The following is a 14,793-nucleotide window of genomic DNA, read 5'->3' as shown; positions in this document are numbered from 1 at the left end:
CGGGGGCGTCCGGTTACATCCTCACCGACGCCCGGTGCGGCAGTGATCACCACCATCGCCGCGGCAGTGGCGATGTTCGCCGGCACCAACATCGACGACATCGTCGTGCTGACGGTGCTGTTCGTCGCCTCCGCCAGCCAGGGTAGGCCGCGGGCGTGGCAGATCGTCACCGGCCAGTACCTCGGCCTGATCACCCTCGTCGCGACCAGCGTCGTCGCCGCTCTGGGACTGGTGATCGTGCCGCAAGAATGGGTCGGGCTACTCGGTGTGCTGCCCCTGTCGCTGGGGCTCTGGACGCTGATCCGCTGGCTGCGCAGCGACGACGAGGACGAACCCCCGGTCGCTGCCACCGGAATGGCAGGCGTTGCTGCCATCACCATCGCCAACGGTGCCGACAACATCGCCGTCTACACCCCGGTCTTTCGGACGCTCGGTCCACCACAGACCGCAGTCACCATCGCCGTGTTCCTGATCTGCGTCGGGATCTGGTGCTACGCCGGCAGGCTGCTGGGCACTCGCAGGAAGGTCGTCGACACTCTCGAACGGGTCGAGCACTGGCTCGTCCCAGCGGTGTTCATCGGCTTGGGTCTCTTCATCCTCCTCGAATCCGGAGTTCTCGCCCGGCTGATCGCCGCCGCGTCATGACCGACACCCGCTCGCGCGCAGCCTGCGGAACCGCTACGGCCCGACTCAGATCGGTTCCCGCCACCGCCCGGTGGCGTCACCTCCATGCCATCGATCGAAGCGTGAGGGTGAGCAAAGGGCGGCGCATCGATACTCGGTCGATCCGTCGGCGATCATCAGATCGACCACGGTGCGACAATCGGACCGGACTTGCCGAATCGACCGCCGAGTAGGCGTCGCTGACCCCGATCATCTGTGTCCGAGCGGTGTGTGGACAGACGAGCCACGCTCGTCCGCGCGGGCGCGGAGTCGTATTCGTCGCCGGAAGGTTAGGTTCGGCAGCCCTTATAGACTCGCTCGGTGCCCAGAGACTTCAACCGCCCGAAACGCCCCAGTGTGCGCTTAGCGCACGATTTGGGCAGATTCGGTGACGCACCGGGTCTGATATCGGTGAACGAGACGATCACCTACCGCGACCTGGACGAGCGCATCGACCGGCAGGCGGCCAGACTTGGACGTGGCCGTCGTCTGGTACTGATCGCCGGCACCAACAAGGTCGAGGTCGTCGTCACCTACCTCGCGGCGCTGCGTGCAGGACACCCCGTACTGCTGGCCTCGGACGACAATCCCGACCATCTCGACGGGCTCATCGACACATATCGGCCCGATGTGGTGGTGCGCACCCTCGACGGCAACACAGTCGTCGAAGAACTCGATCGACAATCCAGACATGAGCTGCACCCTGATCTCGCGTTGCTGCTGAGCACCTCGGGTTCGACCGGATCACCCAAACTCGTCCGTCTCTCGCACGACAACGTGCAGGCCAACGCCGAGTCGATTGCCGAATACCTGGGCATCCGCCCCACCGACCGTGCCGTGACCACGCTACCCATGCACTACTGCTATGGGCTTTCGGTCGTCCACAGCCACCTCCTGCGCGGTGCCGCCTTGATTCTGACCAACTCTTCGGTCACAGATACTCGACTGTGGGACCTTGCGCGCACCCACCGCGCCTCCACCTTCGCGGGTGTGCCGTACACCTTCGATCTGCTCGACCGTATCGGGTTCGAACAGCTGAATCTTCACGACCTGCGGTACGTCACGCAGGCCGGCGGAAAGCTGTCGCCCGATCGCGTCCGCACGTATGCCGAGCTGGGCCGACGCCAGGGATGGGACTTGTTCGTCATGTACGGGCAAACGGAGGCGACCGCCCGAATGGCGTATCTGCCACCGGATCTTGCCGCCGCTCATCCGCATTCCATCGGACGGCCGATTCCCGACGGGTCCTTTCGGCTCGATCCGGTCGCGGATGCCCCGGACGGGACGGGTGAGCTCGTCTATTCGGGGCCGAACGTCATGCTCGGCTACGCACACGACCCCGGCGACTTGCGCCTGGGTGACACGCTCGCCGGCGAGCTGCGAACAGGCGACCTGGCCCGGCGAACGGCCGATGGACTGTACGAAGTGGTCGGCCGACGCAGCCGTTTCGCGAAAGTGTTCGGTCTACGTATCGATCTGCACCGCGTCGAGTCCGCGCTCGCACACCTGGGATTGACCGTGTGCTGCACCGACGGCACGGACGAACTCGTCGTCGTCGCGGAGAACGCTGACGTCGCCGACGTGCGACGCTTGACAGCACAGTTCAGCGGCCTTCCCGCAACAGCAGTTCGGGTGTGTGTCGTCGATGAGCTGCCGCGCACCTCCACCGGCAAACCCGATGCGCGAGCGGTCGCGGAATTCGCAGGCAAGCCCGGCCCTGTTCAGCCCACCTCGACGACGACAAAGCCCGAGACCACCGATGTCAAAGCGATGTATGCCGAGGTCCTGCATCACGCAAGGGTCGACGACGACAGCACGTTCGTGAGCTTGGGCGGTGACTCTTTGTCGTATGTGCGGATGTCCATTCGGCTGGAGGAGCTGCTCGGTCACCTCCCGGCGGACTGGCACAACACCCGAGTCGTGGACTTCGTTCAGGCACCGCACCTGCGCCGCGGCTGGCGACGGGTGGAGACCAACGTTGTGCTGCGCGCCCTTGCGATCGTGCTGATCACCGGCTCGCACATACACCTGTTTTCGGTGCTCGGCGGGGCGCACGTGCTTCTCGGAATCGCCGGCTACAACTTCGCCCGCTTCCACCTCGGCGCGGTCGATCGCACCGCCCGCGCACGCAATGCTGTGCGCAGCGTCGCTCGGATCGCCATCCCCAGCATGGTGTGGATCGGGGCCATCATCGCTCTGACCGGGGACTACCGCATCACCAGTGCATTGCTGCTCAACGGAATCTTCGGCCCGGACGGTTGGTCTGTCGAATGGCGATACTGGTTCGTCGAGGCGATTGTGTACATCGTCCTCGTAGCCGCCGCTGTGCTCTATGTTCCGGCGGTCGCACGTCTCGAACGCAGTCACCCGTTCTGGTTTCCTATGGGGTTGGTGGCATTGGGCCTGGTTACCCGTTACGGATTGATCGAGATCGACGACAGCCGCAATCGCATTCTGACCGCGGCGGTTGTCTTCTGGTTGTTCGCCCTCGGCTGGGCCGCCGCCCGGGCGCAGACCGTGTGGCATCGAGTGGGGGTCACCGCGGCAATCGTGCTATCGATTCCCGGGTTCTTCTTCGGCGACATCCAGCGAGAAGTCATCGTGATTGTCGGACTTTGCCTGCTGGTGTGGCTCACATCCGTCCCATGTCCCGCAGTTGTGGGCCGGGTTGCGGGGGTGTTGGCAAGCGCGTCACTCTACATCTACCTGACCCATTTTCAGGTCTATCTACCGCTGCGCGACGACCATCCCTGGACAGCATTCGCCCTGTCGATCGTCGTGGGGGTTGTCTACTGGCAGGCCGCGACCTTCGTGCTCGCCCGTCTACCGTGGAGCGGGACAGGGCCGGGCATTAGGTTTGCCAATCCTCTAAGTACCATGGCGGCGGGGACGACCGGAGGTGGTCCGGTAAATGCGAAGGACGGACGATGAGCAAGCGGATCGAACTGATGGCGGGCCTCGCACTGGCGACCGCGGCACTGTTGACGGTGTCGGGGTGTTCGAGCGCTGAGTCCGACCCGGGCGGGGACAACCGGATCACCGTCTACAACGCCCAACACGAGTCGCTGACGAAAGAATGGGCCGACGCGTTCACCTCGGAGACCGGCATCGAGGTCGACCTGCGCCAAGGGAGCGATACCGAACTCGGCAACCAACTCGTAGCGGAGGGTGACCGATCGCCAGCGGATGTGTTCCTCACGGAGAACTCTCCGGCGATGACGCTCGTCGAGAACGCGGGTCTGTTCACCGACGTCGACCAGGCCGTGCTGGCCCAGGTTCCGAGCCAATACCGCCCGTCGAACGGCAAGTGGACGGGTATCGCCGCCCGCTCGACCGTGTTCGCCTACAACACGGACATGCTGACCCCCGATCAGCTCCCGGCCTCACTCCTGGACCTGCAGGACCCCGCCTGGAAGGACCGCTGGGCAGCATCGCCGTCGGGAGCCGATTTCCAAGCCATCGTCAGTGCGCTGCTCGAGTTGAAAGGCGAGGACGCTACACGCACCTGGTTGGAGGGGATGAAGAACAACGTCCGCGCCTACAACGGTAACGGCACGGTGATGAAAGCCGTCAACGCCGGAGAAATCCCGGGCGGCGTGATCTACCACTACTACTGGTTCGGCGATCAGGCCAAGACCGGAGAGAACAGCAGTAACGTCGCCCTGCACTACTTCAAGAACGAAGACCCCGGCGCATTTGTCAGCGTCTCCGGCGGCGGCGTCCTGCAGTCCAGCGCGAAACAGGATGCAGCGCAGCAGTTCCTGGCGTTCGTCACCGGACCGAAGGGTCAGGAAGTTCTGCGGGACGGGATGTCGTTCGAGTACTCGGTGGGCAGCGAAGTGGCGGCCAACGCGGATCTGGTCCCCTTGACCGAACTGCAGGCCCCGCAGGTGGACCCGGCGAAGCTCAACAGCCCGAAGGTCACCGAGCTCATGACCGAAGCCGGTTTGCTCTGATTCCAACGACGAACGGTCGAGAACAACGGGGGCCGGCCCACACGCTGCGGTGCCCAGCAGGCCGGTCGCGTATGCCCTTGCCTCTGGCTGTCACCGCAGTGATTGTCGTGGCGATCTCGCTCATCCCGCTCGGGTACGTGATCGTGGAGAGCGTGGACACCGGCTGGGCCACCGCGTCGGCGCTGCTGTTCCGATCGCGGGTCCGCGAATTGTTGGCCAACACCGTGATGTTGGTAGTGATCACGGTGCCCATCTGTGTCGCAATCGGCGTCGCGGCTGCTTGGTTGGTCGAGCGCACACGAGTATTCGGAGCGAAGGTGTGGGCGGTATTGCTTGCCGCGCCGCTGGCTGTCCCGGCGTTCGTGAACGGCTACTCGTGGGTGACGGCGATCCCTTCCCTCGGCGGGCTGCGCGGCGGCGTTCTGATCGCAACGCTCTCGTATTTTCCTCTCGTCTACATTCCCGTGGCCGCGACGCTACGCAGGCTCGACCCCGCGGTCGAGGAATCGGCGCGAGGACTCGGAATCGGACCGTGGGCAGTGTTCTTTCGCGTCGTGGTGCCGCAGCTGCGGCTGGCAATCGCCGGCGGCGCGCTTCTGGTCGCGTTGCACCTACTCGCCGAATACGGTGCCTTCGTCTTCATCCGCTTCGACACATTCACTACAGCGATTTTCGAGCAGTATCAATCGACGTTCAACGGAGCGGCGGCGACCATGCTCGCCGGGGTGCTGGTATTGCTGTGCCTCACATTGTTGGTGATCGAAGCGGTTGTGCGTGGCAGTGCCAGGTATGCCCGCATCGGCTCGGGTGCAGCCCGCCCGGCCGTGCCTGCAGAACTCGGTTGGCAGTATTCGCCGATCGCGCTCGTCTTCCTGGGGATGTTGATCGCACTGTCTCTCGGAGTCCCGATCGCCAGTGTTCTGCGGTGGCTTGTCGTCGGCGGCAGCGCGGTGTGGGAGTGGGACGAAATCTCGTCCGCGCTGCTGCAGACGCTCGGGTTCGGAATTGCCGGTGCGGTCATGACGTGTGCACTCGCGTTCCCGGTCGCGTGGATCTCGATTCGCCACCGCGGACGGTTCAGCCGTGTCCTCGAGGGCGGTACCTACATCTCGAGTTCGTTGCCCGGCATCGTGGTTGCGTTGGCGTTCGTCACCGTCGCCATTCGGTACGCAAATCCGCTGTATCAAACAGTTGTCGTCGTGATCGCGGCCTACGCATTGCTCTTCCTGCCACGCGCATTGGTCAACCTGCGGGCGGGGCTCGCGCAGGCGCCCGTCGGGTTGGACGAGGCGGCTCGGTCGCTGGGTCTGTCACCGCTGTCGAGTTTCTTTCGGGTGACTCTCAGATTGGCTGCGCCGGCCACCGCAGCGGGCGGTGCGTTGGTGTTCTTGGGGATCGTGAACGAGTTGACCGCGACATTGCTGCTGGCACCGACCGGAACCCGCACTCTGTCGATGCAGTTCTGGTCGCTGAGCAGCGAGATCGACTACTCGGGGGCTGCTCCGTACGCGTTGATCATGATCGTGCTGTCTCTGCCCATGACCTACGTTCTCTTCTCCCAGTCGAAAAAGGCGGCAGGACTATGACATACGCGGTGGAGGTGGATGGGCTGGACAAGTCGTTCGGTCCTGTGACGGTGCTACGTCGTGTTGAGTTCGCTGTCGATGCCGGGTCGACCACAGCCATCGTCGGACCGTCCGGTTGCGGTAAGACGACGCTGCTGCGTCTGATCGCGGGTTTCGACAAACCCGACGCAGGCACTGTCGCACTGACCGGGAAGGTCGTCGCGGGATCCGGCTGGACGCCTGCGCACCGAAGGTCGGTGGGGTACGTCGCCCAGGACGGGGCACTGTTCCCACACGCCACGGTCGGCGCGAACATCGGGTTCGGCCTGCCACGCCGTGCCCGCACCGTCTCGAAGATCACCGAACTGCTCGAGATGGTGTCGCTGGATTCGTCCTACGCCTCACGTCGACCCGACCAGCTCTCCGGCGGCCAGCAGCAACGGGTCGCGCTCGCGCGGGCGCTGGCGCGTGAACCTGAATTGATGCTGCTCGACGAACCGTTCTCGGCACTCGATGCCGGCTTGCGGGCGAACACTCGACGGATCGTCGCCGACGTCCTCGCCAAGGCTGGGATCACCACCATCCTCGTCACCCACGATCAACCCGAGGCCCTGTCGTTCGCCGACCGGGTTGCGGTGATGAGCTCGGGCAGGCTCGCACAGATCGGTACACCTCGTGAAATCTATTCCCGCCCTGTGGACGTCACCACCGCGGAATTCATCGGTGACGCCGTGATCTTGACGGCCCACATCGAGAACGGCCGTGCCCGCTGCGCCCTCGGCGACGTCGCCGTCGCCCCTTCCCCGAACGCCATCGAAGGTGCAGCCCGAATCATGTTGCGGCCGGAGCAAATCGAGGTGACCACCGACGGCGCGGGTGCATCGGGGGCCGTCGTCGACGTGGAGTACTTCGGGTCGGAGATGCTGCTCGGGATCCGCCTCGACACCGCGGACACCGCTATGGCCCAGCGGGTCACCGTGCGCCGCTTCGGCGCCACGGCTCTGACGCCCGGCGACAGGGTCGCCATCCGCGTCATCGGCGACGCCGTAGTGTACGACCTGTGAGAGAGCTACTCAGTGTGAGGCAGCCTCTCGCGTCCTGCTCGATCATGCGATCGATGCCGAACAATGTGCGTAGTTAGTGGGCAGACTTGCACCATCCAGACTGAGGCAACGCCCCGGAGGCAATCACGTCTCGACCCCAAGCATGGAACGGGCCGGCCGGCATCGACTGTCACCGCCGTCTACGATCCGCACGCGGGTTGATGTCTTGAAGGTGGTGGGCGGCTTCGTCGTCATCCAAACTGGGGGCATCGATTGCGTTGCTTGCAAATCTGGTGGCCCGCACTAAGTCTTCTTTCTTTCGAGGACGGACTCCCCCTGAGCGGCGGAAGAACCCACTGATTCCGATTTCCCACGCACACCACCACCATCGCGAGCGGTAATCGGTCCTGGAACACAGAGGCAAGCAGGAGACGTTCACCCGCGCACAATCAGACGACGGTTAGATGGATCAGTGCAATGCTGAGTGCGACGACGATTCCCGCGATGAACCGGGCTGCATATCGAGTGATCCGGTAATTTGACATCGCTGCCCATCAACATGCGGTCAGAGGTGAACCGCACCAACGGAATCAGCGCGATCGGAATACCGAAGGACAACACGACCTGCGAGACGACGAGAGCGCGACTGGGGTCAACCCCAGCGGCGAGGATCGCCAGTGCCGGAACCAGCCGCCGCACACGATCGGGATGCGCTTGCGTGGACGGTGCACGCCTGCTTTTCGTGTGTGTCGCTGCAGGAGCGATCGTGACCATCGACGCACTGACCAGTCTCGACATCCCCTTCGTGTTGGTACTTCTCACCGCGCTTGCCGCTGTCGGCACTGACCCTCAGGAAACGTCGCCGAACCATCAACGCAGACATCGATGCAGTGGATCGGAAGCGCACCGCGAGACGAGGTCCAGCGACACGACCACCCCGTACCAAGAGACCGTGAAGCCCGCGTGCGAACTTTCGACACAGACCCGGTCGTCGTTCGGTGCAATGTTCGCTGACTCACTCACAACAGGGGTCGCTCCTGCGGGGTGACACCTGGGATCGTCGCGCGCTGAAGACTATTGCTCGCACTCCGGCATTTCCGCATCTAAGAACTCGAGAAGTTCCCTGAGCAGTCGGTCTGCGCGGTTTTCGACATCGGCAAGAACCGAATCGACGTCGTCGAGGAGCGCGTGGGAGTGCCTTCGTGCGAGTGTGCCGCGTTCGTAGTAACCAGGGTCGAGCGAGACCGCCGATGCAGGCTCGAGCGTAAAGACACGCTTTGGGTTCGTCTCTCGGACGGGGGGCGGTATGTGCGTGGGAGCGCGTCCCCCGAGGTGTGCTCGAACGATATCGGCTATTCCCCGGGAGGTGAGAGGGGTTGCGACCAGCGGGGTATGGCCCCACCGGTCGATCGTGGTCAACAACGGCCGTTCGCTGCCTGGGTCGAGATGAGTAACGGAGTCGGCGAGTTCGGTTCCGTCGACGTGCTCGATGGCGTCGGCGAGCATGCGTGTGCTGGGGTGCCGCTCGCCGTGGGCCAGGACCTCGTACCAGCGCCTGTACACCTTTCTCGGTGATGCGCCCGCCCTCACGAGCTCCAACGAAGTGACGGCATGTACACCGGTGCCCGTTTCGATTGTGAGGGCATCGAATTCGGGTTCGACGGCGACATCTCTTATTCGCAGTGCCGCGATCTCGGTGTATGGCAGCCCGGCCGCGGCAAGAGTGAGGACCAGTGCATCTCGGCGAGCGAACAACGCCGCCGGCCACCCTGTTCCGGGGAGGCGCGTGACGATGCCGCCGATCCGAGTTGCGGTGTCGCGCAAACGCGCTGCACGCAGCGCGTCCAGAGCCGCTCGCACGCTCTGACCGCGACCCGGCGGGGGCAGGGCGCGGTCTCGATGAACAGCGTCGATGACGGCGATGCGACGACGTTGCGTTGCCGGCGCGGCAGGGTTGGCTCGGAGGAACCGAACGAACAACTCCGGTGAGACCGGCAACGCCGACTGATCATGAGCGGTGCACCAGTCCGCGAACAGCGACCACGTGTGTCGACCCCGTTCCGGGACAGTGTCGTTCGATACTGGAGTTGTTCGGACAAGGTCGGTGTTGTCGCCGCTCGTCGAGGTGTCGGTGCCGTGCATGAGGGTCACAAGCCGAGATCGTTCACGGCGTTGCCGACCAGAGGCGCGTTCTCGCGGGCATAGATTTCGACCATTCCCGGGCTTCTGTGTCCGGTCTGTCGCATGATCGCGTGTGCGTCGGCACCGTTACGGAACGCTTGAGTGACGAATCCGGCACGCAGTGAATGTCCGCCCAGCTGGGCGAGAAGGTCTGCGTCGTAGCCGGCGCGGCCGGCGCGGCGGCGGATCGCGGCGTGCACTGCCGCACCCGACAGTGCGGTCTGGGATAGGTTGCCGTTCTTGCGGATCGACCGGAACAGCGCCGACCGCGTGTCAGCGGTGGGCAGGGTGCTGTGGCAGAGATGGGAGTCGAACTTCGCTGCGCGGGAAAGCAAACGAATGATCGCGGTTCTGCCACCGGTATCGAATGCAGCAACGATCTGCAGCCAGCGAACCCACGCGCAGACCGGGCATGATTCGTGCCGGTCGGTGAACGGCAGCGCCTTCACCGTTCCGGTTCCGTCCTGGTCGGTCTTCGAGTGCCGCAGGCGGACATGCGCACCGTCGAGGCGATCGCGGCGCACATCACGACATTCGAGGTCCACGAGTTCGCTGCGCCGAAATGCCCCGGAGTACCCCATCAGCAGTAGTGCGGTGTCGCGGCGTTCGAGCACTTCACTGGCCCAGCCGGTGACACCGGCACGTGCTACGTCAACGATGGCAGTGATATCGGACGTCAGGAGTGGGGCGCGGGGATTGCGGGGGCGCTCCCCCGCGGCGGCGTAGTCTCGGCGGATACCGGCGAGGGTGGCGCGCACCATCTCGTGGCCACACGGGGTGTCGTGGCCGAGCCCGCGGTGACGGTCGGTGATCGCAGCGACCCATTTGCCGAAGGTCGACGGTGCATACGCCCGGACTCCGTCGACGGTCAGCGAGTCCGCCGCGTCAACGAGATACGCAGCCACGGTCGCAGGGTGCGCCGGCAACGAGATGTGCCCGGCGGCAGTGCACCAGGTCTCGAATCGCCGCCACGCCGAATCGTAGGCGCGGCGGGTTGCGGCAGACCGCGCCGACGCCATCGACCGTTCGATACGCGCAGCCACCTCGGCCGACAGGTCCGGAAACACCACCGCACCACTCACCAGGGCAACTGAATCTGCGTCCAGGACCTCACCGAGCTGCCGTTCTGCCATGGCAAGAACTGTAGTGCGCACCTCCGACAGGCTTTTTGATTTCAAAACACGCTCACCTGGTGTTTCGCCGGGGATGGTGCGGGAAAATGGGCGTACGACGGCCTGCAGTACCACTTCTCGGTGCTCTGAGCGTCGGTTGAGGAGCAGAAGTTTGCTCCGTACACGGCCGCACCGGTCTGTTCGAATTGCTCGACAGTTGAGTATCCCTGGGACGGGTCGCAAGCGTAGCCGTCGAGGACTTGTCCGGCCACGAGATCAGGTCGTTCCACTGAGCAGTAGCTCTTTGGACGGGAAACCCGTCGAATCTCCTTCACTTTGACACCTACACCGGCAGCTCGTGGCGGGGTCGCAGCCCTACGAGGACCTAGTCGGGGCGTGACACCCGAATAGTTCTCGAGTACGCGGCTCGGAATTATCGGGAACTTCCGGGACCGCTGGCCCGACTACTGCACGAGTAGGACCGGCTGAGCGCCCAGTGCAGCCCGAGGAGAAGGAACCGAAACACGCAGATGTCCACCAGTGAAATCGATCGACCGCCTGCGCCCGGTGACACCCCGCCTTCGGTGACGAAGATCCCGTTGTGGCCACAGATCAGGCCGTTCGTGCTGCGGTTGCACTTTTATGCCGGCATCCTGGTCGGACCGTTTCTGCTGATCGCGGCCGTGACCGGCCTGCTGTACACCATCAGCCCGCAGTTGTCGGACTACGTTCATCGCCACGAACTGACAGTCGATCAGGTCGGCGATCAGCAGCTGCCGCTCAGTGAGCAGGTCGCCGCGGCCCGGGCCGCCCACCCAGAAGGCTCGATCACCGAGGTCCGGCCCCCCATCGACGCCGAGAGCACCCACCCGTGTCGTGCTGGCGGTCGACGACGTTCCCGAGGGGTACGGGCGGACCGTGTTCGTCGACCCTTACACCGCGCAGGTCCGCGGAGAACTGACCACGTTCGGTGAGTGGCTCCCGGTGCGCGCGTGGATCGACGAACTGCACCGCAACCTCCACCTCGGCGATCTGGGCCGTAACTACAGTGAGTTGGCCGCCAGTTGGCTGTGGGTGGTCGCACTCGGCGGGCTCGTGTTGTGGACGCCCGGGTCCGCCAACGCTCGTCCAGTGCCTCCGAAGCCGCCAGAGCTGCTCTGGTGCCGGAGCCGAGGAAGAGGGGCCGCGCCCGCGCGTTGTCGTGGCACGGCACGGTCGGGGTGTGGATCATCGCCGCTCTCCTGCTTCTCTCGGTCACCGGTTTGACGTGGTCACGGTATGCCGGAGAGACCATCGGGGACGTACGTACGGCGCTGTCGTGAACGACACCGTCGGTCGAGACTCATCCTGCCGGAACGGGCGAGAATGCAGGCGGTGATCACCACGGGGGAGACGGTGCGCCGGTCACCGACACCGTGATCGGTGAAGGCGCGGAATCGACGGTGTCGAGGCCGCCGCCCAGGGCGCGGGCCTGCAGGCACCGATGAAGCTCGTTCCTCCCGCCGAAGAGGGACAGGCATGGAAAGTGCAAGAGGCCAAACGTGATTGGCCCACACGCTACGATTCGGTAGCCGTCGATGCCGCGTCGGGCCAGGTGATCGACAAGGTCGAGTTCGCGAACTGGCCGCTCATGGCCAAGATGACCAACTGGACCATCGACGCCCACATGGGCATCCTGTTCGGACTCGTCAACCAGATCCTGTTGGCGCTCACCGCTATCGGTCTGATCGCCGTCATCCTTCGCGGCTACCGGATGTGGTGGCTGCGGTGCCCGACCCGGGCACGAGGAATCAGGTTCGGACCACCTGCCAAACGCGGGGCGCTGCGCCGGATGCCGCCGTGGGCCGCGGTAACCGCGGTAGTGATCGCAGTGATCCTGGGCTGGTACATGCCGTTGTTCGGAATAACACTGGCAGTGTTCGTCGCCGTCGACGTCGCTCTGGGACTACGTCACCACCGTCGATCGCGCGGAACCACACTCGAATCCGCGTCGCTGCCGTCGCGGGAAGAACGAGCCGACGCGGATCGAGCACCGGGTATCGATGCACACAATCGGCAGGACGCGTCGTGATCGCTGATAGTTCGCTGCGGTGGATCACCACAGCACTGTTCGTGTTCGCGGCCGGATACTGCGTGTACCGCATCATCCGCGCCGCGCAGTGGAACGTACGGATCGACCACGGGTTCCACCTCGTGATGTGCGCGGCCATGATTGCGATGGCGTGGCCGTGGGGGCTCGGCGTCCCGCTGTTACCGCAGGGAGTGTTCTTTGCCGCGGCGACGGTGTGGTTCGCGATCTCCGCAGCACGCACGGCACCGGGCACGACCGGTGTCGACGAGCACCCCCACGGACCTGCGATGGGCAGCTATCACGTGTTCATGATGGCTGCGATGGTGTGGATGGTCGCGGTGATGGCCGGGTGGCTTCCCGGCACCGCCGCGCACGATCACACCGCCGACGCCGCCGACGGTGACATGTCCGGAATGGGCGCGCACGCACACACCCCCGACATGGACATGAGCAGTCCTGACCATACGGCCGCGATGAGCGGACCGGGATGGATCTCCGCGGTATCACTCACGCTCACAGTCGTCTTCGCTGTCGCAGCGATCGTGTGGCTCTACCGTCTGTTCGTCGCCGAACAGAGCACTGCTCTCGCACCTGTACATCCTTCGCCTGGATCGCAGGCAGGTAATATCGCCGTCGATGCGCTACCGGCGTCGCGGCCGCAGAGTGTCGCTGCGGCGTGCGAGGTGGCGATGGCAGCCGGAATGGCGATCATGATGGGCGTCGTGTAACACCGATGATCGACCGACGCCACTGCAGTACAGCGACATCGAACGAGGCTATGTGACAACCGATTCACCGCACCATATTTCGCGCACACGCCAGTCGCTGTGTGTGCGTTACGTCCTTGCGATCGCGCTCGTATGCGCGGCCGCGTTGGTCGTTGTCGTCACCGTCCGCTCGGGGGACACCCGACACGCAGCCAGCGGTGACTCGTTCCCTGGCACCTTCACATCGCTTCTGTACGTCCTGCTCCGTTTCACCGTCTCACTCGCCGCCGCGATCACGATGGGCTCATTGGTATACGGGATAGTCTGTACCCGTTTCTGCCGTGTGGGCCGGGTCGGTCCCGACGGATACGCGACCCTGCTCACTGCTGGCCGATCGAGCCTGAGAACCGTCTGACGCTCCCTCGCTCGAGCAGTTCGCGACCTTCTGGCGGTTTGACTTCGTCACCGGCGGCGCGGCAGTCGTCCTGATCGCGCTGTACGGGTGGGCAGTTCTGCGGTTGCGACGGCGCGGAGATCAGTGGCCCCTCGGGCGTACCATCGCCTGGATGACCGGGTGCCTGGCGTTGCTGGTGGCGACGAGTTCAGGTCTCGCTGCATACGGTTCGGCGATGTTCAGCGTCAATATGGGTGCGCACATGACGCTCAACATGTTCGTTCCGGTCCTGCTCGTGCTCGGCGGGCCGGTCACGCTCGCGTTGCGGGCGCTGCCCCCAGCTCGGGAGGACAGGATGCCGGGACCGCGGGAATGGATCGTGTGGGTGGTCCATTCACCACTGATGCGAGTGCTGTCGAACCCCGCCGTCGCGGTCGGGTTGTTCGTCCTCTCCATCTATGCAGTGTATTTCAGCCCGCTGTTCGACGAGCTGGTCCGCTACCACTGGGGACACGAGGTGATGAATATCCACTTCATCGTCACCGGGTACCTCTACTACTGGGTCATCATCGGCATCGACCCCGGACTGCACCGGGTTCAGGCCGCACGAAGGAACGCAGCTGGGATCCACGAGCAACTCGTAACGTTCGATCACCAGGATCAGTGATGCGCGCAGCCCTATGCTTCCTGCAATGCGCATTCCCCCATCCCGCCCCGAAAGATGCTGGTCTATACCGTTGTGTAGGAGATGTCGGTCATGCCGTTCACGGGATGGCACGTACCGCGGCGTCGAGAGCACCGGGTGTGCTCAGGGCGATCGGTTCGCCGTTGAGCAGGACTGTGGGAGTGGCGTTGATGGTCTTGAGCACCGACTGGGTGGAGTCGGCCACCCAGTCGGTGTAGTGGCCGCCGGTGATGCAGTCGCCGGCGGTGTCGGGAACTCCCGCTGCGACAGCGATATCGGTCAGTTGCTCGTCGCTCAGCCCCGAACCGCCTTCGGCGGGCTGCTGCCCGTATACGGCGGCGGATCAGGAGTGTCGCCCGGGGTCCTGCTCGGTCTGGGGTCTGCTCACCGTCGGTGGCGCAGCGAGCCGACAGGGC

11 protein-coding genes and 3 pseudogenes are annotated in these 14,793 nt (G+C 64.5%); 10 read left to right on the top strand and 4 right to left on the bottom strand.

Annotated elements, in window-relative coordinates; all coding sequences use genetic code 11:
• The first annotated feature begins 42 nt into the window (after positions 1–42).
• The 5 genes from R4P47_RS23385 (at position 43) to R4P47_RS23365 (ending at position 7,248) form a co-directional block, all read left to right on the top strand.
• Positions 43–645 (top strand): cadmium resistance transporter, encoded by a 603-nt coding sequence (locus tag R4P47_RS23385; protein ID WP_008720461.1) that lies wholly within the window; start codon positions 43–45, stop codon positions 643–645.
• 375 nt (positions 646–1,020) lie between these two features.
• On the top strand, positions 1,021–3,594 hold the full coding sequence (locus R4P47_RS23380; protein ID WP_080733224.1) for an AMP-binding protein: 2,574 nt from the start codon (positions 1,021–1,023) through the stop codon (positions 3,592–3,594).
• Positions 3,591–4,619 carry an iron ABC transporter substrate-binding protein gene (locus R4P47_RS23375; protein WP_008720459.1) on the top strand — a complete coding sequence of 343 codons (1,029 nt, stop codon included), beginning with the start codon at positions 3,591–3,593 and terminating at the stop codon, positions 4,617–4,619. Before R4P47_RS23380 ends, R4P47_RS23375 begins: the two co-directional genes overlap by 4 nt.
• A gap of 71 nt (positions 4,620–4,690) precedes the next feature.
• A complete protein-coding gene (locus tag R4P47_RS23370) occupies positions 4,691–6,205 on the top strand; it encodes an ABC transporter permease (RefSeq protein ID WP_080733225.1) in 1,515 nt (504 codons plus the stop codon).
• Positions 6,202–7,248: an ABC transporter ATP-binding protein gene (locus R4P47_RS23365; RefSeq protein WP_008720455.1), complete on the top strand. Its 1,047-nt coding sequence runs from the start codon at positions 6,202–6,204 to the stop codon at positions 7,246–7,248. The genes R4P47_RS23370 and R4P47_RS23365 overlap by 4 nt, the downstream gene beginning before the upstream one ends.
• Positions 7,249–7,676: 428 nt before the next feature.
• On the opposite strand, the pseudogene R4P47_RS23360 reads toward R4P47_RS23365, so the two are convergent.
• Positions 7,677–8,025: pseudogene (locus R4P47_RS23360) on the bottom strand (divalent metal cation transporter).
• A 276-nt stretch (positions 8,026–8,301) separates the two neighbouring features.
• Complete coding sequence (locus tag R4P47_RS23355) at positions 8,302–8,826, bottom strand: hypothetical protein (RefSeq protein WP_230593321.1); 525 nt, start codon at positions 8,824–8,826, stop codon at positions 8,302–8,304.
• 12 nt (positions 8,827–8,838) lie between these two features.
• Between R4P47_RS23355 and R4P47_RS23350 the strand changes: the two genes are divergently transcribed.
• A complete protein-coding gene (locus R4P47_RS23350; RefSeq protein ID WP_230593320.1) occupies positions 8,839–9,216 on the top strand; it encodes a hypothetical protein in 378 nt (125 codons plus the stop codon).
• A 158-nt stretch (positions 9,217–9,374) separates the two neighbouring features.
• On the opposite strand, the gene R4P47_RS23345 is transcribed toward R4P47_RS23350, so the two are convergent.
• Positions 9,375–10,541, bottom strand: coding sequence for a site-specific integrase (locus R4P47_RS23345; RefSeq protein ID WP_008720452.1), 1,167 nt, complete (start codon positions 10,539–10,541; stop codon positions 9,375–9,377).
• A 509-nt stretch (positions 10,542–11,050) separates the two neighbouring features.
• On the opposite strand from R4P47_RS23345, the pseudogene R4P47_RS25165 reads away from it, so the two are divergent.
• From R4P47_RS25165 to R4P47_RS23315, 3 genes and pseudogenes are all read left to right on the top strand, one after another.
• A pseudogene (locus R4P47_RS25165) lies at positions 11,051–12,591 on the top strand (PepSY-associated TM helix domain-containing protein).
• Positions 12,588–13,319 carry a DUF5134 domain-containing protein gene (locus R4P47_RS23320; RefSeq protein WP_008720441.1) on the top strand — a complete coding sequence of 244 codons (732 nt, stop codon included), beginning with the start codon at positions 12,588–12,590 and terminating at the stop codon, positions 13,317–13,319. The pseudogene R4P47_RS25165 and the gene R4P47_RS23320 overlap by 4 nt, the downstream one beginning before the upstream one ends.
• 413 nt (positions 13,320–13,732) lie before the next feature.
• Positions 13,733–14,290: pseudogene (locus R4P47_RS23315) on the top strand (cytochrome c oxidase assembly protein); the annotation flags it as partial.
• A gap of 166 nt (positions 14,291–14,456) precedes the next feature.
• On the opposite strand, the gene R4P47_RS23310 reads toward R4P47_RS23315, so the two are convergent.
• Positions 14,457–14,582, bottom strand: coding sequence for a hypothetical protein (locus R4P47_RS23310; RefSeq protein WP_268987753.1), 126 nt, complete (start codon positions 14,580–14,582; stop codon positions 14,457–14,459).
• Between the two features lie 12 nt (positions 14,583–14,594).
• Between R4P47_RS23310 and R4P47_RS23305 the strand changes: the two genes are divergently transcribed.
• On the top strand, positions 14,595–14,793 hold a 199-nt coding region (locus R4P47_RS23305), incomplete at its 3' end, for a hypothetical protein (protein WP_317785909.1).

Origin of the sequence: Rhodococcus sp. IEGM 1370, from assembly GCF_033142325.1 — a bacterium.
In the GTDB taxonomy this organism is placed as follows: Bacteria; Actinomycetota; Actinomycetes; order Mycobacteriales; family Mycobacteriaceae; genus Rhodococcoides.
The sequence above is the reverse complement of the archived record's forward strand: the minus strand, read 5'-3'. Positions and strand labels throughout refer to the sequence as shown.

Coding starts and splice junctions, on each gene's coding strand:
- R4P47_RS23370 (WP_080733225.1), top strand. CDS start 4,691: ATGCCCTTGCCTCTGGCTGTCACCGCAGTGATTGTCGTGGCGATCTCG.
- R4P47_RS23345 (WP_008720452.1), bottom strand. CDS start 10,541: ATGGCAGAACGGCAGCTCGGTGAGGTCCTGGACGCAGATTCAGTTGCC.
- R4P47_RS23350 (WP_230593320.1), top strand. CDS start 8,839: ATGTACACCGGTGCCCGTTTCGATTGTGAGGGCATCGAATTCGGGTTC.
- R4P47_RS23365 (WP_008720455.1), top strand. CDS start 6,202: ATGACATACGCGGTGGAGGTGGATGGGCTGGACAAGTCGTTCGGTCCT.
- R4P47_RS23375 (WP_008720459.1), top strand. CDS start 3,591: ATGAGCAAGCGGATCGAACTGATGGCGGGCCTCGCACTGGCGACCGCG.